Genomic DNA, 19,101 nt, shown 5'->3' with positions numbered 1-19,101 from the left:
CCAGGGGCGCTCATCGGACGGCCTCGACGGGACGCCGGGTGGACAGGACCTGCCGGTAGACGGCCTCGGTGTCGGCGGCCACGCGGGCCCATCGGTAGCGGGCGCGGGCCCGCCGCACCCCGGCCGCCCCGTAGGCGGCGCGGCGGGCGTCGTCGGCGAGCAGCGCGGCGAGCACCGCGCCGAGGCGCTCCGGGTCGCGCGGGGGCACCAGGTCACCGGTGACGCCGTCGGCGACGGAGTCCTGCAGCCCACCGACGGCGGTGGCCACCACCGGGCGGCCGCAGGCCATGGCCTCCAGCGGGGTGATGCCGAAGGGCTCGTACCAGGGCACGGCGAGGACGACGTCGGCCGAGCGCACCCACGCCGGGACGTCGGCGCGGGCGACCGACCCGGCGAAGCAGACCCGGTCGGCCACGCCCAGGGAGGCGGCGACGGCGCGCAGCCGGCGGACCTCGGGGTCGGCGTCGACCGCGTCCGGCGGCGGGCCGCCGACGACGACCAGCTCGGCGCCGGGGACGGCGGCCAGCGCGCGCACGGCGTCCTCCTGGCCCTTGCGCTCGACCAGCCGGCCGAGCACCAGCAGCCGCGGCCGGTCGGTGCGCGGGGCGACCGGCCCGCGCGGGGTGAACACCGTGGTGTCGACGCCGCACGGCACGATCGAGACGCGGTCGTGGGACAGCCCCAGCCGGCGCAGCTCGAACACCTCGTCGCTGCAGGTGGCCACCACGTGGCCGACCGCCCGGCACAGGCCCCGCTCCAGCTCGACCCGCTGCGCCGGCGAGGTGTCGGCGTCGCCCTGGTGGCGGCGCTTCACCGAGCCGAGCGCGTGGAAGGTCTGCAGCACCGGGACCGGCGTGAGCAGGCTCGCGGCGGCCTCGACCGCGGCCAGCCCGCTCATCCAGAAGTGCGCGTGCACGACGTCGGGCGGCTGCACGGCCCACCGGGCGCGCAGCGCGGCGGCCAGCGCCGGCACGTGCGCGAGCAGGTCGTCCTTGGGCAGGGGCTGCGCCGGGCCTGCGGTGAGGTGGCTGACGACGTAGCCGTCGTCGGTGGGCACCTCGCCGGGCAGGTCGGGGTCGTCGCGGCGGGTGTGCACGGTGACCTCGTGGCCGCGGGCGGCCAGCCCGGCCGCCAGGGCCGCCACGTGCACGTTCTGGCCGCCGGCGTCGACGCCGCCGATGGCCGCGAGCGGTGAGGCGTGCTCGCTGACCAGGTCGATGCGCAGCGGCGCGCCGGGGGCCCGATGGGTCCTCATCGGGTGACCTCCTCGAGCAGGGTGTCCCAGTCGGAGAGGAACCGGGGCAGCCCGTAGCGCTCGAGCGCGGCGGCGCGGGCCGCCTTGCCGGCCAGCCGGGCGGCGTCCTCGTCGTGCAGGTAGCCGCGGACCGCGTCCCACAGGACGTCGGGCCGGGTGGAGAGCACGCCGGCCTCGGCCGGCACCGCCTCGACCACCTCGGTGGTGGCCAGCGCGACCACCGGCATGCCCAGGTGCATCGCCTCGAGCAGGGAGAGCCCGAGCGAGGTCCACCGCACCGGGTGCACGTAGACGCGGCGGCGGGCCAGCTCGGCGTGCATCGCGGCCTGCGGCGGGTCGTCGTGCAGCGCGACCCGCTCGGGGTCGAGGCCGTGGCGCTCGTGCAGCCCGGCCAGGCCCATGCCGAAGACGTCGACCGGGGCGACCGCGGCCAGCCCGGGCAGCAGGTCGGCGCCCACCGTGCGGCCCCGGCGCACCGGCTCGTTGGTGACGACGGCGGCCCGCGCCAGCTCGCCGGTCCAGCGCTCGCCGGGGTCGACGATGCCGTGCTCGATCACCGTCGTCGGTGCCCGGCCGTTGTCGTAGAAGAGCCGGTTGAAGTGGGTCACGTGGGCGATCGGGACGTCGTCGCGGTCGCCCAGCGGGTGCCGGGTGTGCGGCACCGGCCCGTCGCCGGGCTCGAGCCCGGGCGCGTTGTGCTCGAGGAAGACGGCGGGCAGGTCGCGGCCGGGTTCGCGGCCCAGCCACTGCCGGACCAGCTCCAGGTCCCGGGTCCGCTGGAGGACGACGACGTCGACGTCCTCCTCGCGCAGCCGCTCCGGGGTCACCTCGCGGACCGACGCCGGCCAGTCCCACGTGCGCGCCCGGCCCAGGCCGTCGGGGCCCCGGCCGGGGACGACCGGGACCAGGTACTCGTGGCCGCCCTGGACGAACGCCGTCGTCCACGAGCCGTGCACGTGCCAGACCAGGACCTTCATGCACTCACCTTCTCGACGGCGGCGACGACGTCGGCAGCGGTCACCGAGGTCAGGCACGGGTGGCCGGGGACGGGGCAGACGCGGGCCCGGGTGTCGCGGCAGGGCGCGTCCTGGTCGCCGAGCAGGACGGTGGGCACGCCGTGGGGCGCCCACCGGGCCGCCGGGACGACGGGGCTGAACAGCGAGACCACCGGGGTGCCGACGGCGGCGGCCAGGTGTGCCGGGCCGGTGTTGCCGACGACGACGGCCGCGGCGCCGTCGAGCAGCGCGGCCATCTCCGGCAGGGTCGTGGCACCGCCGAGGTCGACGCCGCGGGTGCCGGCGACGGCGGCGGTGAGGGCGCGCTCCCCCGGGCCGCCGGTGACCAGCACGCGGTGGCCGGCGTCGGCCAGCGCCTCGACCGCCTCCGCGCAGCGCCCGGCCGGCCACGCGCGGGCCGGGACGGAGGCGCCGGGGTGCAGCACGACGTAGCCGGGCGTCAGCGCCTCCGCGAGATCTGCACACCGGTGGCCTTCGGACGCCCGGAAGCCGCGAGTGTGCAGATCTCGCGCCTTCACGGGCGGCAGCGGACGGCGCACCGCCAGCCGGCCGTCGTCACCGTCGGGGAGGTCGAAGCCGGCGGCGCGGGCCAGGGACAGGGCGCGCTCGGCCTCGGGCAGGTCCTCGTCGGTCCGGTGCCGGACGTCGAGCAGGGAGCCGGGGTAGTCGACGCTGACGGCGCTCAGGCGGGGCACGCCGGCCGCCCGCAGCAGCAGCGCGAGCGGCAGCGGCGACTGGTGGAACGACGTGGAGAGAACCGCCTCGTCGGGCGCCAGCGCCCGCACCCGCTCGGTGAGGGCCGCGAGGTCGGCGGCGTCGACCGGCGGCGGGTCGCCGAGGATCCAGGGGCAGGTCCAGGTGAGCACCTCGTCGACGCCGGGCAGCAGCGCGGCGGCCTCGGCGCCGGCCGGGCCGGCCAGGAACACCACCCGCTCGGCCCCGTGCGCCACCGCGCGGACCAGCGGGCCCTGCAGCAGCACGTCGCCGGCGTTGTCCAGCCGGGCGACGAGCACCGTCCCCCGGCGGGCGCTCACCAGCGCCCCGCCAGCACGTCGTCGACCGCGGCGGTCAGGGTCGGCGCCCGGCGGGGCGCGGAGGCGACCTCCTGCCGGCGCGTCACCGGCGTCGGCACCAGGATCCCGACAGCCCCGGCCGCGGCGGCGGCCTCGACGTCGGCGCCGATGTCCCCGATGACCACGCACCGGGCGGGGTCGACGCCGAGCCCGGCGCAGGCGGCCACGACCATCCCGGGCGCGGGCTTGCGGCAGGCGCAGCCGTCGTCGGGGCCGTGCGGGCAGACCTGGACCGTCTCGAAGGGGCCCAGCAGCGCGTCGAGCCGGGCCATGCAGGCGTCGACCTGGTCGCGGGTGATGATCCCGCGGGCCACCCCGGACTGGTTGCTCACCACCCCGACGCGGACGCCGCGGGCGCGCAGCGCCTCGACCGCCTCCCGCGCCCCGGGCACCGGCCGCACCAGTTCGGGGTCGCCGTTGTAGGGGTAGTCGCGCACCAGCGTGCCGTCGCGGTCGAAGAGCACCAGGTCGGGCAGTCCGCGCCACGGCGTCACCCGGCGGTGCCGCACGACGCCGCGCAGCCAGTGCCAGGTGGCCAGCGGCGGGATGGCCGCGCTGGTGAGCGCCATGGTGGTGACCTCGGCGCGGTCGCGCGGGCCGGGCGCGATCCGCGCCCGGGCGAACTCGGCGGTGCCGGCCGCCCAGGCCAGCGCGGCGAGGGCCGCGGCGCGCGGCCGGCGCGCCGCGGCCAGCCCGAGCGCGGCGACCCCGGCCGCGGTGACGGCGAGGTGCTGCGGACGGCGGCCGAGCGCGGCGTCGGCGCGCTCGCGCCAGTCCGGGCCGTGCAGCCGGCGCATGAGGACGTCGTCGGCGTTGCCGGCCTGCACGCGGACGCTGACCCAGCGGTCGACCGGGCGCACCGGGTGGGTGATCCAGCGCTGCCCGCGGACCAGCCGGGAGCCGGTGTCCATGACCCGCAGCGCCAGGTCGGAGTCCTCGCGGAAGGCACGCGGGAAGCGCTCGTCGAAGCCGCCGACGGCGGCCAGCGCGGCGCGGCGGTAGGCGAGGTCGGCGGTGATCCAGGAGCTGGTGGCCAGGCCCGCGGTGCCGCGCTCCCAGTCGGTGGGCCGGCGGTCCCCGGGCAGCGGGACGCGGACCCGGCCCTGGCTGCCGGCCACGTCGGCGGGCAGGCCGGCGAGGTCCTCGGCCAGCCGCTGGTACCAGTCGGGGTCGGGGACGACGTCGTCGTCGAGGAAGGCCACCCACGCGGTGCGCGCGGTCCGCCAGCCGAGGTTGCGGGCGCGGGCGGGCCCGCCGCCGCCGGTGCGGACCACGCGGACCGGCGGCAGCCCGGGCCGCTCGACGGTCAGCCCCGGCCCCTCGGGCCGGTCGTCGACCACGACCAGCTCGGCGGGGCGCGGCCCGGGGGCGGCCGCGAGGGCGTCGAGGAGCACGTCCAGCGACGGCCGACCGATGGTCGGCACGACGACGGTGCACTCCGCGAGCATGATCGCGCCCTGCCCGAGCCGGGCGCCGGTCAAACACTACGGGCTTGAAGTTCCCTGGGAAGCGGCACTCGGGCGCTCATGGCAAGCCTTGACGGCCCCTCTGCAGGGGCCCGCCGCGAGCCTGCGAGCGGTGGGGGGCAGAGGGGTCCTTGATCAGCGGCGGATGCGGGTGGCCGCGGAGACCCGGGCGAGCGCGTCGGTGACGACCGCGGCGTCGTCCCCGAGCAGGACGAGCAGGTGCGCGACGAGCTCGTCGTGGGTGGCCGCGGCGGCCCGGACCCGCGCGCGGCCGGCGTCGGTGAGCCGGGCGTGCAGCAGCCGCCGGTCGCCGGGGCGCCGCTCCCGCACGACCAGCCCCTGCTCGACGAGCCGCCCGACGGTGCTGGTCACGCCGGCGCGGGAGAGCCCGAGCGCCTCGGCCACCTCGCCCATGGTGGCCCGCTCGCCCGGCGCCTCGGCGATCCGCCGCAGGGCCTCGAAGCCCGTGAGGGAGAGGTCGTGGTCGCGGTGCAGCGCGGAGTCGACGCGGTGGGTGACCCGGTCGTGCACCTGGACGATGCGCAGCCAGGTCTCGGCGGCGCCCGGCGCGGACCCGGGCAGCGCCGCCGGGTCGGACGGGACCTCCCCGGACGGGATCGGGGTCGCCAGCACGTCCTCGGGCCGCATCGCCCCAGTCTCGCCGACGCGGCGCTCAGGCGCTCCCGCTCGGCCGGGGCTGCGCCGAGGCGGACCCGCGCCGGCCGGCCGCGAGGACCAGCCCCGTGGCGCTCGCCAGCAGGGCCACGCCGGCCGCGACCAGCGGGAGCGGGAAGGGGTCGACCGGCGCCGCGGCCGCGGCGACCCGCAGCCGCACCGCGGCCGTCACCGCCGAGGTGGCCCCGGTCAGCTCCACCGTCGTGGCGCCGGCGTCCGCTCCGCGGGGTACGCGCACGGTGATCTCGACGGTGCCGTCCGGGCCGGCCGGCACGGACGCGAGGACGGCGCCGTCGGCGGTCCGGACGGTGACCTCCTCGCCGGGCGCGAAGCCCGTGCCGGTCAGCACCACCTCACCCCCGGCGGGGACCTGCCGGGTCGAGGCGCTGGCCGCGCCGGCACCGACGGCCGGGCCGTCGGCGGGGGCGTCGGCGGGGGTGTCGGCGGGGGTGTCCGGGGCGGCCTCCGGCGCGGGCGGTCCCGGCGCTCCGTCGGGGACCGGCGTCGCGTCCGCGGACGACCCCGGTGCCGGCGGAGCGTCCACGGAGGGGGCGGGCGCCGGGGCGACGCCGGACGGGGCCTCCGCCGCGGACGACGGCGCGGCGATCGCCGCGCAGTCCTCCTCGGCCGGGCGGGTGTAGGAGAAGCCGTCGAGCTCGTCGACGTGGGCGGTGTCGGACCCGTCGAGCGCGGCGTACTCCAGCCGGCTGTCGATCGTCTCGCCCCAGTCGACGTCACCGGTGCGCAGCACCACGGTCGCGCCGGGCTGGACCTCGGTGCGGTCCTCGCCCTCGGGCCGGCGGGTGGTGGCCAGCGTGACCGCGTACGCGACGGTGCCGGCGGTCACCTCGACCACCACGCCGCCGGGGTGGCAGCTGGGACCGTGGGTGACCCGGGCGTCGGGCCGGGTCGGGTCGTCGACGGCGGCCGCGGGGACGGCGCCCGCCACGCCGAGCACCAGCAGGCCCGCGACGGCGGACAGCAGCGCGAGCCCCGTCGTCAGGACGGGGGAGGGCGGACGCGTCGGCGTCGTCCCGACCGGCACGGATCCCCCCCTGGACGGTCGTGCGGCGCCGCGCACGGTGGTCCGGCGAGGAGCGCGCCCCCATGATGCGGGGCGGGACCGCGCGCGGACGAGGAGTCCGCGGCGCGTCGTCCGCCCCGCACGGCGTGTCGGGTTCCGGGCGTGTCGTACCGGCCGGTACGGAGCCGTTCCGGGCGAGACGCGGGTCACTACGGTGACGGTCGTGGACTCAGCAGCCGGGACCGGACGCCGCCGCCAGAACGAGGTCTACCGCGCCGGGGTGTACGGGCGCTCCCCGCTCGTGCCCACCACCGCCCGGCCGCTGCAGCGCCGCGCCCGGCGGCGGCTGACCGCCCGCGCCTACGCCTACGTCGCGGGCGGCGCCGGCGAGGAGCACACCCAGCGGGCCAACCGCACGGCGTTCGACCGGTGGGCCGTCGTCCCGCGGGTGCTGCGCGACGTCAGCGCCCGCGACACCTCCGTGGAGCTCCTCGGCCGGCGGATCCCCGCCCCGCTGCTGCTCGGCCCGGTCGGAGCGCTGGAGCTGGTGCACCGCGAGGCCGACCTGGCGGTGGCCCGCGCCGCGGCGTCCCTCGGCGTGCCGTTCGTGTTCTCCAACCAGGCGTCGGTGCCGATGGAGACCTGCGCGCAGGCCATGGGCGACGCGCCGCGCTGGTTCCAGCTGTACTGGTCCACCTCCGACGACCTGGTGGAGAGCCTGGTGCACCGGGCGGAGGCGGCCGGCTGCGAGGCGCTGGTGGTCACGCTCGACACGACGATGCTCGGCTGGCGCCCGCGCGACCTCGACCTCGGCCACCTGCCCTTCGCCCTCGGCAAGGGCATCGCGCAGTACACCTCCGACCCGGTCTTCCGGCGGCTGGTCGAGCAGCGGGTGGCCGCGGCGGGGGACGCCGCCCCCACGCAGGCCGGCGGGGCGGCCGGGCGCGACCGGCAGCCCCGTCCCACGCTCGCCGCCGTGCTGGCGATGGTCGGGATGGCCCGCGCCTGGCCCGGCCCGCTGCGGGAGAACCTGCGCTCGCCGCTGCCGCGGGCCGGCGTCGAGACCTTCCAGGCGATCTACTCGCGGCCCTCGATCACCTGGGCCGACCTCGCCTGGCTGCGTGCCCGCACGCGGCTGCCGATCCTGCTCAAGGGCGTGCTGCACCCCGACGACGCCCGGCGGGCGCTGGACGAGGGGGTCGACGGCGTGGTGGTCAGCACGCACGGCGGACGGCAGGTCGACCGCTCGATCTCCGCGCTGGACGCGCTGCCCGACGTCGTCGCGGCGGTGGGCGACCGGGCGCCGGTGCTGCTCGACAGCGGCATCCGCAGCGGCGCCGACGTCCTGGTGGCCGTGGCGCTGGGAGCGCGCGCGGTGCTGCTCGGCCGGCCCTACGCGTGGGGACTGGGCCTGGGCGGGGAGGCCGGCGTGCGGCAGGTGGTCTCCGACGTGCTGGGCGAGTTCGACCTCAGCCTGGGCCTGACCGGGCACACCTCGGTGGCGGAGCTGACCCCGGAGGTGCTGCGCCGGGTGGGGTGAGGGCTCTCCCGCTCGCGGGGTCCGGCGGGAGGACGGCACCGACACGCCCGGCAGGCGGGCGGGGTTGACGCCGACTGTGACCCGGCTCACAGTTGGCGTGGGCGGGGGCAACCGGCGAACGAGTGGCCACCGACAGCTCGGTGGATCGACCAACGCGGCCAGACCGCCAGGACCGGTCCCCCGCCCCACACGTCCGCGATCCCGTGCGGCACGGCACCGCACCCGACCCCGGAGACACCGCGGCCCCGCCCTCCACGAGGAGGACGGGGCCGCGGTGCTGTCTCAACCAGACGTGCACCCGAAGGGATTCGAACCCCTAACCTTCTGATCCGTAGTCAGATGCTCTATCCGTTGAGCTACGGGTGCCGGTGTGCAGTTGTCGTGCGCGGAGGCTCCGGGATTTGAACCCGGGATGGGGATTAACCCAAACCGCATTAGCAGTGCGGCGCCATAGACCGGACTAGGCGAAGCCTCCCGGGGTCCGAGTCCCCCCGGAACCACCGAGGAGCACAGTACCAGCGCCCGCCTCGCCCCTCCCAGCCCGGGGTCGGGCCGCCGCCGCGTCCCGGCGGAGCGCCCGGGACCCCCGCCGCCCCGGCAGGAGGGTCACCAGGACGGCGAGGGCGGCGCCCGCGACGGCCAGCACCAGGCTGCCGCTCACCCCGGCCGGGCCCTCGATCAGCGCGCCGCCGAGCGCCGCGCCGACCGCCGAGGCGCCGGTGGCCACGGTCGACAGCCAGGTGAACGCCTCCGTGGTGGCGTGCGCCGGGGCGAGGGCGCCGACCAGCGAGTTCTGCACGGTCAGCGCCGGCGCGATCGCCGTCCCGCCGAGGAAGAGGAGGGCGCCGAGCACCCACGGGCTGGACGCCGCGGTGAGCGGGGCCAGGCCGATCGTGACGCCGAACAGCAGCCACCGGTACTGCCTGGGCAGGGAGGCGCTGACCACCCGGGCGCCGAACCACAGGCCGCCGGCGACCGAGCCGAGCGACCACAGGGCCAGCAGCAGGCCCGAGACCCCGGGTGCCCCGGCGGCGTCGGCGAAGGCGGGGACGGCGACCTCCAGCGCCCCGAAGCCGAGCATCAGCAGCGAGCCGCTGACCAGCACCCGCGGCATGCCGGGGGCGAGCACGGTGGTGAGCGGTCCGGTGCGGGCCGCGGCCGGCGGGGGCGCCCAGTCGCGCATGGCCGCCGACGTCGCGATGGCGAGCGCGCCGCCGACGGCGAGCACCCCGGCGACGGCGAGCGCCCACGCCGGGCCGGCGAGCACGGCGAGGGTGGCGACCAGCGCCGGGCCGGCCACGAACACCAGCTCGGTCGCCGTCGCGTCGAGCGCGTAGGCGGTGGGCCGGACGGCGGGGTCGGCCCGCGACCACAGGGCGCGGACGGCACCGGACACCAGCGGCGTCCCGAAGCCGGCGGCGGCCGACGCGGCCACGATCACCGGCACGGGCGCCCCGCCGAGGACGGCGGCCACGAGCAGCACCAGCAGCAGGGGGTGGACCGCGGCCTGGACCAGCAGGACCGGACGCGGGGTGCGCCGGTCGGCCAGCCGGCCGAGCACCGGGGCCATGACCGCCATCGCGACGCCGTAGGTCGCCGACGCGAGCCCGGCGACGGCGTAGGAGCCGGTCCGCTGCTGCACCATGAGCAGCAGCGCCAGCGGGACCATCGCCGAGGGCAGCCGGCCGGCGAAGCCCGCGACCAGCAGGACGGGGGCGGACGGCAGACGCCAGACCGACAGGTACGCACGCACGACGGGACCCACTTCGACGACACAGGGAACGGTAGTTGGTCAAACCGCGTTGACCACCTACGACACTAGCAGGGCGGTAGGGAGTCACATGGACTACGACACCTACGGGTCGAACGCCGTCGAGCTGGCGATCGACCTGGCCAACGCCGACCGGGCCGGCGACCCGGGGTGGGCCGAGGCGTTCCTGCGCAGCCACGACGAGTGGTTTCCCGTCGAGACGCCGCTGGAGCTCACCCCCGCCGAGGCGCGCCGGGCCGCCGCGACCGCCGACCTGGTGCGGGCCGTCGCCCTCGCCGGGACGCAGGACGACGTCATCGCGCGGCTCAACGAGCTGCTCACCCTCGCCCGGCCGCACCCCTACGCCACCGACCACGACGGCGAGCTGCACCTGCACTACGCCCGGCCCGACGCCCCCGCGCTCGAGCAGCTGACGACGACGGTGGCCATGGGCCTGTCGCAGGTGGTGGCCCAGCACGGGTGGCAGCGCCTGGGCGCCTGCTCGGCCGAGGGGTGCGACGACGTCTACGTCGACACCTCGCGCAACGCCAGCCGCCGCTACTGCTCCAACACCTGCGCCAGCCGCTCGACCGTCGCCGCCTACCGGGCCCGCCGCCGCGTCTGAGGAAGGACCACTCTGCCCCCCCACCGCTCGCAGGCTCGCGGCGGGACCCTGCAGGGCGGCCGCCGTCCCGGTTCCGACCCGCGAGCCCGGGGTGGGGCCGTAGCGTCTCGCGCATGACCCCGCTGCGGCTGCGCTACTGGGACGCGCGGCTGCACGCCGCGATCGGAGCGCTCCCCGAGTCCCCCGCCGACCGGTGGCTGCGCCGCCTGTCGACGACGGCGAACCACGGGAAGCTGTGGCTGCTCATCGCCGCGCTGCTCGGACTGCGCCGCGGACCGCTGCGGCGCTCGGCGCTGCGCGGGCTGGGCGCCATGACGGTGTCGAGCGCGCTGGTCAACGTCGTCCTCAAGCGGCTCTTCGGCCGGGTGCGGCCGGACCTGGCCAACCTGGCGACCGACCGGCAGCTGCGGCGGGCGCCGCACACGCTGTCCTTCCCCAGCGGGCACTCCGCCTCGGCCGGCGCGTTCGCGACCGGGGTGGCGCTGGAGAGCCCGGTCCTGGGCGCGGTGCTGGCCCCCGTGGCGCTCACGGTCGGGTACTCGCGGGTGCACGTGGGCGTGCACTACCCGGGCGACGTCGTCAGCGGGTTGACGATCGGCGCGGGGATCGCGCTGGCCGGCCGGCGGTGGTGGCCGGTGCGGCCGACGGAGCCCGCGCGGGTGCGCCCGGTCCGGTCGGCGCCCGCGCTGCCGCGCGGCGAGGGCCTGGTGGTCGCGGTGAACCCGCGGTCGGGGCCCGACGGGTACGACCCGGCGGCGGAGATCCGCGAACTGCTGCCGGCCGCGGAGGTGCGGGACACCTCCCCGGAGCGCGGGATCACCGACCTGCTCACCGAGGCGGCCCGGTCGGGCCGGGCGACCGCGCTGGGGGTGGCCGGCGGCGACGGCAGCGTCGCGGCGGCCGCGGCCGTCGCGCTGGAGCACGGCCTCCCGCTGGCCGTCGTCCCCGCGGGGACGCTCAACCACTTCGCCCGGGACCTCGGCGTCGAGACGCCGGAGGAGGCCGCCGCGGCGGTCGAGGAGGGGCGCGCGGTGTGCGTGGACGTCGCCGACGTCAACGGGACGCCCTTCCTCAACACCGCGAGCATCGGCGCCTACCCGGAGATGGTCCGCCGGCGCGACGCCCTCGAGGGCCGGCTGGGCCGCTGGCTGGCGACCGCGGTCGCGGCGGCGCAGGTGCTGCACGGCGGGGTGCCGGTGTCGATGGTGCTCGACGGCCGGCCGGTCGAGGTCTGGATCCTGTTCGTGGGCAACTGCTGCTACACCCCGCGCGGCCTGGCGCCGGCGTGGCGGCCGCGGCTGGAGGACGGGCTGCTCGACGTGCAGTACCTGCGCGCCGACGTGCCGTTCAGCCGCACGCGGGCGGTGCTGGGCGCGCTGCTGGGCCTCAGCGACCGCAGCTCGGGCTACGCGGAGCGCCAGACGCCGGAGCTGCGCGTGCAGCTGTGGTCGGGCCCCAAGCCGGTCGCCTACGACGGCGAGACGGCGCCCGCGTCGTCGTCGTTCGTGTTCCGCAAGCGCGCGCCGCTGACCGTGTACTGCTGCCGGACCTCCTGAGCCCGCTCCCCACCCGCCCGGGTCGCCCTGCCGGTGTTCCCCGCGGGCCGCGGGCGCCGCAGGACCGGCACCGCACGGGGAACGCCGGCAGTGCCCCGCCGCGACGACGGCTGACCGAGCGCCGCGGCGATGACCTCACTACGGTCCCGAGCAGGGGGCTCCGTCCCGCCGTGCGGTCACGGGGCCCGCAGTCAGGTCCCATCGACGGAAGAGGTCCTCCATGTTGGTCCGCCGGATCGCCCGGCCCCTGCTCGCGTCGTCGTTCATCTACGGCGGCATCGACACCCTGCGCAACCCGCAGAGCCGGGTGCCGGGCGCCCGGCCGGTGGTCGACCAGATCGCCAGGACGGCGGACGCGCAGCTGCCGGTGCAGGTGCCGCGCGACGTCGAGCAGTGGGTCAGGATCGACGCCGGGATCAAGGTGGGCGCCGGCTCGCTGTTCGCGCTGGGCAAGTTCCCCCGCCTGGCGGCGCTCGCCATGGCCGGCAGCATCGTGCCGACGACGCTGGCCGGGCACCGGTTCTGGGAGCACGAGGACCCGGAGGAGCGCTTCGGGCAGCTGTCGAACTTCCTCAAGAACGCCGGCCTCCTCGGCGGCCTGCTCATCGCCGCCGTCGACACCGAGGGCAGGCCGTCGGTCGGCTACCGGGCCCGCCGTGCCGCCAAGCGCGCCACCTCGGCCACCGAGCGGAGCCTGGAGGACGCGCAGAAGCGCGCCGCCAAGGCCGAGCGCAGGACCAAGAAGCAGCTGAAGAAGCCCAGCTGACCGCGCCGCTCCCGCCCGCGGCCGCGCTCCGGAGGATCGCCTTCCTCCTGGAGCGCGCCCGCGAGCCCACGCACCGGGTGGCCGCGTTCCGCACCGCGGCCGCGGTCGTCGACACGATCGGGCCCGACGAGCTCGACCGACGGATCCGCACGCGGACGCTCACCGACCTGCGCGGCATCGGACCGAAGACCGGCGCCGCCATCGTGCAGGCGCACGCCGGCGAGGTGCCCGAGTACCTGGCCCGGCTGCAGGACGCCTACGCCGAGCTGGTGCCCCTGGCCGACGACGTCGCCGAGTTCCGCGCCGCGCTGCGCGGCGACCTGCACATGCACTCGGACTGGTCCGACGGCGGCAGCTCCATCCGCGAGATGGCCGAGGCCGCCGTGGCGCTGGGCCACGAGTACATGGCGCTCACCGACCACTCCCCCCGGCTGACCGTCGCCAACGGGCTGACGGCCGAGCGGCTCGAGCGCCAGCTCGACGTCGTCGCCGGGCTCAACGAGGAGCTCGCGCCGTTCCGGATCCTCACCGGCATCGAGTGCGACATCCACCTCGACGGCAGCCTCGACCAGACCGACGAGCTGCTCGGCCGCCTCGACGTCGTCGTCGCCAGCGTGCACTCCGACCTGCGCGCCGACAGCGCGGCGATGACCGAGCGGATGCTCACCGCCGTCGCCGACCCGCACACCGACGTCCTCGGGCACTGCACCGGCCGGCTGCTGGTCCCCCGGGAGCAACGCGAGGGACGGCGGCAGCGCCCGCGTCCGGAGAGCACCTTCGACGCCGAGGCCGTGTTCGGCGCCTGCGTCGAGCACGGCACCGCCGTGGAGATCAACTCCCGGCCCGAACGGCTCGACCCCCCGCTGCGGCTGCTCGCCCTCGCCGTCGAGCTGGGGTGCCACGTCGCGATCGACACCGACGCGCACGCCCCGGGCCAGCTCGACTGGCAGGGCGACGGCTGCGAGCGGGCGGTGGAGTGCGGCGTCCCCCTCGAGCGGGTGGTCAACAGCTGGAGCGCCGAGGAGCTGCTCGACCGGTGGCTGCGGTGACGCTCCGCACCCCGTGAGCCGACCCACGATTCCCGTCCCGACCCTTGGTGGACCGCACCGTCTCGCTCACTCTGAGCGACGAACAGTCGGCGTGCCGGGACCGTGAGCCATCTCGCCGTTCCCACAGTTGACCTCCCGGCCGGGCGCTGGCCACAGTCGGGACGGACGACACACCAGGTCCCGCCCCTGCGGCGACGGATGCGAAGGGTGAGCGTGGTCAGCGCGACGGAGCCGGAACGTGCTTCCGGTCGCCGGAGCCGGGCGGTGACGATGTCGCTCGGGGCTGGTGGCCGGTCGTGGCTCGCCCGCGCCCTGCTCACCGTCCTGCTCCTGTTCGCCGCGTGGACGGCGCTGTCCCTGGCCAGCGGGTCGGCTCGCGCGGACACGTCCGGTTCGGAGTCGGCCGACGCGCCGGATGCCGTGCACGAGACGTCGGCGGAGGAGGCCTCTCCCGACGCCGGGTGGACCGGCGCCGACGGCGCCGCCACGGACAGCACGACCACGGACGACGCCGCCACGGACCCCGGGTCGACCGACGACACCACCGCCGACGACACCACCGCGGACGGCACCACCGCGGACGACACCGCGACTGCCGATCCGAGCGCTCCGCAGGTCGACGAGCCCGCGCCGCCGCCGGCGACGGACACCCCGGTCCCCGCCGAGCAGCCGGAGACCTCCGCACCCGCGGCGACCGACGACGGCCGGTCCACGACGACCGGCCCCGCGACCAGTGACGACACCGCGGCCGACGACACCGCGGCCGACGACACCGCGACGGACCTGGACCCGTGCGCCGTCCCGCCGACCGACCCCTGGGCGGACGACGAGGATCCCTGGTCGGACGACGAGGTGGCCGGCTCCACCGCGGACCAGGACGGGACGACCGCGGTCGACGCCGATCCGGCGTGCGCCCCCGACACCGCGCCGCCGTCCGGCGGGACCGACGCCCCCGGTACCGGGACGCCGCAGACGGCGGGCACGCCCGGCTCCGGCTCCACCGGCCCGGTGACGACCCCGCCGACCACGCCGTCGACCGGGTCCGCGACCACGGGCGGCACGAGCACGGCGACGACCGGGACGACCGGGACGACCGCAGCGCCGCCGACCACACCGTCCCCCGCTCACACGCCGACCCCCGCGGCCCCCACCGCCGCGCCGACCCCGGCGGCGACCGGGCCCACCTCGTGCCCGGTCAGGAACCTGACCGGCACCGGCACCACCAGCGGGAAGACGACGACCGCGACGACCGCCACGAGCACCGCGACGTCGGGCACGACCGGGACCACGACCGCGCCCCTCGGGCCGGTCCCCGTCACCGCGTCGACGAGCAGCACGGCCAGGCCGCAGACCACGTCGGCTCCGGGCACGACGACCAAGACGGCCACCAAGAGCACCGCGACCACGGCCACGACGGCCACCAAGAGCCCGGCGACCGCGACCGCAGGGACACCGGCCGCGGCGGGATCGCTGTGCACGGCGGCGACCCCGCCGGCGCCCGTGGTGGCCCACCCGGCACCGCCGACGACCGCGGAGCCGACGGCGGCGGCGCCTGTCGCAGCCGAGCGGCCCGCGGTGCCCGCTCACGCGCTGACGAGCGGGCCGACCGTCGAGGCCGCCACCCCTGTCGCTGCGCCGTCCGCCGCCCCCCTCGTCACCGAGGCGCAGGACGCGGGCGACCCGCAGTGCGCACCGGTCGAGGCCGGACACGACTCGGTCACCTGGAACGCGCGGGCTCCTGCGCAGCGGTCGGGACGCCAGGCCCCGGCCGCGCCGTCGTCCGCCACGCCCGGTCAGGCGCTCGCCCCCCCGCCGCCGTCCGCGCCGGCGCCGCCCGCCCCATCGCCGGTACCGCCGGCGCCGTCCGTTCCCCCGCCGGCGCCGTCGACGCCGTCCGGGAGCTCGGGTGGCAGCTGCGCCGGCAACGGCCACCACAGCGGCGGTGACCACTCCCACGACGCCGTCCTCCCGCGGTCGGTGAGCAGCACACCGGGCGAGGTCGGCATGCGCATGGCGGAGCTGCGGGCCGCCGGCGACCTCCCCGGCTCGAACGACCCGGACTCCCGGCCCGACTAGGGCCGCCGGCGGCGCGTCCTGCCTCGCACGGACGTCGCGGCCGTCGGGAGCCACCGTGGCCGACGCATCCTCGTGGTGCCGGCGTGACGGGCTCCCCGGAGGGATCCGGGCCACCGCCGTGACCATGTGTGATCAGTCACCCGGTGAGCGCCTCCCCCGCACACGGACGTGGGACTCTCCTGGACAGTGCGATGACGCTCCGTGACACTCAGATCGAGATCCGGGGAACCGCGTGTCCCCGAGATGACCCAGCCGAATCCCGTGGGGGCCCTGTTCGAGTCGTGCACGTCCGCGCCGTTGCGCCGTGCGCCGACAGGACGACCCCACCCAGCCACACCACTCAGCAACACGGGTAGCGATGACCCGTCGGGCGACCTGGTCGCCGAAGGCCCGACGGCGAGCAATGGCGAAACCGGACCCGTCCCCCAGAACGAGAGGACCGGTATGCGCACACAGCAGGGCACCGTGACGATGACCCACACGACGGGCGCCAGCCCCCGGATCAGCGTCGTCATCCCGACCTACAACGAGGCCAAGAACCTCCCCCACGTCTTCGGGCTGCTGCCCGACGACCTGCACGAGGTGATCGTCGTCGACGGGCACAGCATCGACGGGACCGTCGAGATGGCCCGGTCCCTCCGCTCGGACGTCGTCGTCGTCGAGCAGAACCGCCGCGGCAAGGGCAACGCCATGGCGTGCGGGTTCGCCGCGGCGACCGGCGACATCATCGTCATGCTGGACGCCGACGGCTCGGCCGACCCACGGGAGATCCCGCGGTACGTCGCCGCGCTCGTCACGGGTGCGGACTTCGCCAAGGGCACCCGGTTCAGCCAGGGCGGCGGCAGCAGCGACATCACCCGCACCCGCGCCTGGGGCAACCGGTGGCTCAACCGTGCGGTCAACGTGCTGTTCGGCACGTCCTACAGCGACCTGTGCTACGGCTACAACGCCTTCTGGGCCCACTGCCTGCCGGTGCTCGAGCTCGACGCCTCCGACGTCGGCCGCGACGGCAAGCTCTGGGGCGACGGTTTCGAGATCGAGACGATCATCAACACCCGCGTGGCCAAGGCCGGGCTGGCGATCTCCGAGGTCCCGAGCTTCGAGTTCCCGCGGATCCACGGCCAGAGCAACCTCAACACCTGGCGCGACGGGTTCCGGGTGCTGTGGGCGCTGCTGGTCGAGCGGGCGAACGGCGTGGGCCGCTCCGTCCCGGTCGACCGGCGTCGCTCCCTGGAGGCGCGTGCGGCCGGGCAGCCGGCCGCGCTGGCCGAGTTCTCCCGCTTCCCCCGGGAGGGCGGCCACGACCTCGACACGCTGGCCGACCTGACCAGGGCGCAGCAGATCGGCCTCGACCGGCGTCGGGACGACGTCGCATGACCTCCGTCTCCGTCGTCATCCCCTGCTTCACCGAGGCGCGGTGGGGGGAGATCACGCGGGCCGTCGGCTCCGTGCTCGCCCAGACCCACCCGTGCCAGCTGATCGTCGTCGTGGACCACAACGACGTCCTGCTCGAGCGGCTGCGTCGCGCGGTCGGTCAGCAGGCCCGGGTGGTCCCCAACCGGTTCGCCCGGGGTGCCTCGGGCGGCCGCAACACCGGCGCGCTGCTCGCCGAGGGCGACCTCGTCGTGTTCATGGACGACGACGAGGTCGCCGAGGCGGACTGGATCGAGAACCTCGTCCGGGCCCACCGCGCGGCGCCGTTCGCCGTGGGCCTCGGCGGTGCCGTCGAGGCCCGCTGGCCGCACGGCACCCCGCGGTGGTTCCCGGAGGAGTTCTCCTGGACCGTCGGCGGCACGGCACCGCGGCCGCAGGACACCGACGTGCGCAACGTGTGGGGCGGCAACATGGCCGTGCGCCGCGCCCTCTTCCTCGAGGTCGGCGGGTTCGCCAACGAGTTCGGCAAGGTGGGGCACGCGTCCCAGCCCGAGGACACCGAGCTCTGCCTGCGCATGAACGCCCACGTGGGCGCCGGCGCCCGGTGGCGCTTCGTGCCGGACGCGGTCATCTCGCACGAGGTGCCGCCCGAGCGCAGCACGTTCCGCTTCTTCCTCCGCCGCAACTGGGCGGAGGGGACCGGCAAGCGGGTCATGTCGTCGCTGTCGGCCGAGGGCAGCGGGGTCCTCGACGAGGAGTCCGCCTTCGTCCGCACGGTCCTGACCCGCGGGGTGCCGCGCGAGCTGGCCGCGGCCGCGCGCGGCGACCTCGGCGGGCTGGCCCGGGCCGCGGCGATCGTGCTCGGGATCGGCGCGGCCGCGCTCGGCTACCTCGCCGCCGGCGTCCGGTCGGCCCGCACCCCCCGGCGCCGGCAGGCCGCCGACGCAGTCGTGCACGCCCGCCCCCTGGTCGGGCTGGCCTCGTCGACGGACTTCGAGCCCCGGCTCGAGAGGATGGAGGCGTGACCGCGGCCGGCCCGGGGACGGACGCCGACAGGCGCACCGTGCCGCCGGCCCGGTGGCGCATGCCGGTCCTCATGTACCACTCCGTGCCGGCGACGGCGCCGGCGACGCCGCACGAGCACGCGGTGCCCGCCGCCGAGCTGGAGGAGCAGCTGACCCAGCTCTCCGACGACGGCTGGCAGCTGGTGGGCCTCACCGAGGCACTCGCGCTCCGGGCCGCCGACCCGGACGCGCGGGTCGTCGCCGTCACCTTCGACGACGGGCTGCTCGACTTCCTGAACGCCGTCGAGGTGCTCACCAGGGTCGGCGCGCGGGCCACGATGTACGTGCCGACCGGTGACGTTGGCCTGCGCCTGGCGGCGGACGACCCCCACGGGTCGCGGCTGAGCTGGGCAGAGCTGGCCGACGCGGCCGCCGCGGGGGTGGAGATCGGCAGCCACTCGGTCAACCACCGGACCATGGACGTGCTGCCGGCCGCCGACCTCCGGACCGAGCTCGTCGACAGCAGGCGGGCGATCGAGGACGCCCTGGGTCTGCCGGTGCGGTCCTTCTGCTACCCCCACGGGTACTCCTCCCGCCGGGTGGAACGAATGGTGGCGGCCGCGGGTTACTCCAACGGGTGCACCGTGGGCCGGAGGATCGCCACGTCGTCAGATGGTCCGTACCGTGTTCCTCGCCTGCACGTCCGGCCCGGCGTCACCGGTGACGCCTTCGAGGAGCTCCTCCGCGTCGGGGAGCCCGGCCTGACGCCCCGCCTCAAGCGCGTCGCCGCACCCGCGTGGCGGCTGGCCCGCCGGACCGCCGTGCACGTCCTGCACCGCGAGCTGACCTGAC

Annotated in this window: 16 protein-coding genes and 2 tRNA genes; 9 read left to right on the top strand and 9 right to left on the bottom strand. The window is 77.0% G+C overall.

Annotated features, from left to right (window positions below):
* Positions 1-10: 10 nt before the first annotated feature.
* The 6 genes from ACU616_RS10360 to ACU616_RS10335 all read right to left on the bottom strand — a co-directional run bounded on the left by ACU616_RS10360 (position 11) and on the right by ACU616_RS10335 (position 6,530).
* Complete coding sequence (locus tag ACU616_RS10360) at positions 11-1,255, bottom strand: glycosyltransferase (RefSeq protein ID WP_446758376.1); 1,245 nt, start codon at positions 1,253-1,255, stop codon at positions 11-13.
* Positions 1,252-2,232, bottom strand: a complete 981-nt coding sequence (locus ACU616_RS10355) for a glycosyltransferase (RefSeq protein WP_446758375.1) — start codon at positions 2,230-2,232, stop codon at positions 1,252-1,254. Before ACU616_RS10355 ends, ACU616_RS10360 begins: the two co-directional genes overlap by 4 nt.
* Positions 2,229-3,305 (bottom strand): glycosyltransferase family 9 protein, encoded by a 1,077-nt coding sequence (locus tag ACU616_RS10350; RefSeq protein ID WP_446758374.1) that lies wholly within the window; start codon positions 3,303-3,305, stop codon positions 2,229-2,231. The genes ACU616_RS10355 and ACU616_RS10350 overlap by 4 nt, the downstream gene beginning before the upstream one ends.
* Positions 3,302-4,825, bottom strand: a complete 1,524-nt coding sequence (locus tag ACU616_RS10345) for an HAD-IIIA family hydrolase (protein WP_446758373.1) — start codon at positions 4,823-4,825, stop codon at positions 3,302-3,304. The genes ACU616_RS10350 and ACU616_RS10345 overlap by 4 nt, the downstream gene beginning before the upstream one ends.
* 120 nt (positions 4,826-4,945) lie before the next feature.
* On the bottom strand, positions 4,946-5,458 hold the full coding sequence (locus tag ACU616_RS10340; RefSeq protein WP_446758372.1) for a MarR family winged helix-turn-helix transcriptional regulator: 513 nt from the start codon (positions 5,456-5,458) through the stop codon (positions 4,946-4,948).
* A 25-nt stretch (positions 5,459-5,483) separates the two neighbouring features.
* Positions 5,484-6,530, bottom strand: a complete 1,047-nt coding sequence (locus tag ACU616_RS10335; protein ID WP_446758371.1) for a hypothetical protein — start codon at positions 6,528-6,530, stop codon at positions 5,484-5,486.
* 202 nt (positions 6,531-6,732) lie between these two features.
* Between ACU616_RS10335 and ACU616_RS10330 the strand changes: the two genes are divergently transcribed.
* Positions 6,733-8,049 (top strand): alpha-hydroxy-acid oxidizing protein, encoded by a 1,317-nt coding sequence (locus ACU616_RS10330; protein ID WP_446758370.1) that lies wholly within the window; start codon positions 6,733-6,735, stop codon positions 8,047-8,049.
* Between the two features lie 293 nt (positions 8,050-8,342).
* Here ACU616_RS10330 and ACU616_RS10325 read toward each other — a convergent pair.
* The 3 genes from ACU616_RS10325 to ACU616_RS10315 form a co-directional block, all read right to left on the bottom strand.
* Positions 8,343-8,415 (bottom strand) — tRNA-Arg (locus ACU616_RS10325).
* A gap of 20 nt (positions 8,416-8,435) precedes the next feature.
* Positions 8,436-8,524, bottom strand: a tRNA-Ser gene (locus ACU616_RS10320).
* Positions 8,510-9,802, bottom strand: coding sequence for an MFS transporter (locus ACU616_RS10315; RefSeq protein ID WP_446758369.1), 1,293 nt, complete (start codon positions 9,800-9,802; stop codon positions 8,510-8,512). The genes ACU616_RS10320 and ACU616_RS10315 overlap by 15 nt, the downstream gene beginning before the upstream one ends.
* Before the next feature lie 88 nt (positions 9,803-9,890).
* Between ACU616_RS10315 and ACU616_RS10310 the strand changes: the two genes are divergently transcribed.
* From ACU616_RS10310 to ACU616_RS10275, 8 genes are all read left to right on the top strand, one after another.
* A complete protein-coding gene (locus tag ACU616_RS10310) occupies positions 9,891-10,424 on the top strand; it encodes a CGNR zinc finger domain-containing protein (protein ID WP_446758368.1) in 534 nt (177 codons plus the stop codon).
* A 113-nt stretch (positions 10,425-10,537) separates the two neighbouring features.
* Positions 10,538-11,980 carry a phosphatase PAP2 family protein gene (locus ACU616_RS10305; RefSeq protein WP_446758367.1) on the top strand — a complete coding sequence of 481 codons (1,443 nt, stop codon included), beginning with the start codon at positions 10,538-10,540 and terminating at the stop codon, positions 11,978-11,980.
* 220 nt (positions 11,981-12,200) lie between these two features.
* Positions 12,201-12,746 carry a DoxX family protein gene (locus ACU616_RS10300; protein WP_446758366.1) on the top strand — a complete coding sequence of 182 codons (546 nt, stop codon included), beginning with the start codon at positions 12,201-12,203 and terminating at the stop codon, positions 12,744-12,746.
* Positions 12,743-13,795, top strand: coding sequence for a PHP domain-containing protein (locus tag ACU616_RS10295; protein WP_446761471.1), 1,053 nt, complete (start codon positions 12,743-12,745; stop codon positions 13,793-13,795). Before ACU616_RS10300 ends, ACU616_RS10295 begins: the two co-directional genes overlap by 4 nt.
* A gap of 264 nt (positions 13,796-14,059) precedes the next feature.
* Positions 14,060-15,871 carry a hypothetical protein gene (locus ACU616_RS10290; RefSeq protein ID WP_446758365.1) on the top strand — a complete coding sequence of 604 codons (1,812 nt, stop codon included), beginning with the start codon at positions 14,060-14,062 and terminating at the stop codon, positions 15,869-15,871.
* A gap of 444 nt (positions 15,872-16,315) precedes the next feature.
* Positions 16,316-17,248, top strand: coding sequence for a glycosyltransferase family 2 protein (locus ACU616_RS10285; protein WP_446758364.1), 933 nt, complete (start codon positions 16,316-16,318; stop codon positions 17,246-17,248).
* Positions 17,245-18,270: a glycosyltransferase family 2 protein gene (locus ACU616_RS10280; RefSeq protein ID WP_446758363.1), complete on the top strand. Its 1,026-nt coding sequence runs from the start codon at positions 17,245-17,247 to the stop codon at positions 18,268-18,270. Before ACU616_RS10285 ends, ACU616_RS10280 begins: the two co-directional genes overlap by 4 nt.
* Positions 18,267-19,100 (top strand): polysaccharide deacetylase family protein, encoded by an 834-nt coding sequence (locus tag ACU616_RS10275; protein ID WP_446758362.1) that lies wholly within the window; start codon positions 18,267-18,269, stop codon positions 19,098-19,100. Before ACU616_RS10280 ends, ACU616_RS10275 begins: the two co-directional genes overlap by 4 nt.
* Position 19,101: the final 1 nt, after the last annotated feature.

Source organism: Geodermatophilus sp. URMC 62, assembly GCF_052931475.1.
Note: the sequence above shows the minus strand (reverse complement) of the source record. Positions and strands in the feature narration are given on the sequence as shown.

What these genes read in the sequence shown, in the direction of transcription:
- ACU616_RS10360 (WP_446758376.1), bottom strand. Translation starts at nt 1,255, where the DNA reads ATGAGGACCCATCGGGCCCCCGGCGCGCCGCTGCGCATCGACCTGGTC.
- ACU616_RS10340 (WP_446758372.1), bottom strand. Translation starts at nt 5,458, where the DNA reads ATGCGGCCCGAGGACGTGCTGGCGACCCCGATCCCGTCCGGGGAGGTC.
- ACU616_RS10280 (WP_446758363.1), top strand. Translation starts at nt 17,245, where the DNA reads ATGACCTCCGTCTCCGTCGTCATCCCCTGCTTCACCGAGGCGCGGTGG.
- ACU616_RS10355 (WP_446758375.1), bottom strand. Translation starts at nt 2,232, where the DNA reads ATGAAGGTCCTGGTCTGGCACGTGCACGGCTCGTGGACGACGGCGTTC.
- ACU616_RS10300 (WP_446758366.1), top strand. Translation starts at nt 12,201, where the DNA reads ATGTTGGTCCGCCGGATCGCCCGGCCCCTGCTCGCGTCGTCGTTCATC.
- ACU616_RS10310 (WP_446758368.1), top strand. Translation starts at nt 9,891, where the DNA reads ATGGACTACGACACCTACGGGTCGAACGCCGTCGAGCTGGCGATCGAC.
- ACU616_RS10305 (WP_446758367.1), top strand. Translation starts at nt 10,538, where the DNA reads ATGACCCCGCTGCGGCTGCGCTACTGGGACGCGCGGCTGCACGCCGCG.
- ACU616_RS10285 (WP_446758364.1), top strand. Translation starts at nt 16,316, where the DNA reads ATGCGCACACAGCAGGGCACCGTGACGATGACCCACACGACGGGCGCC.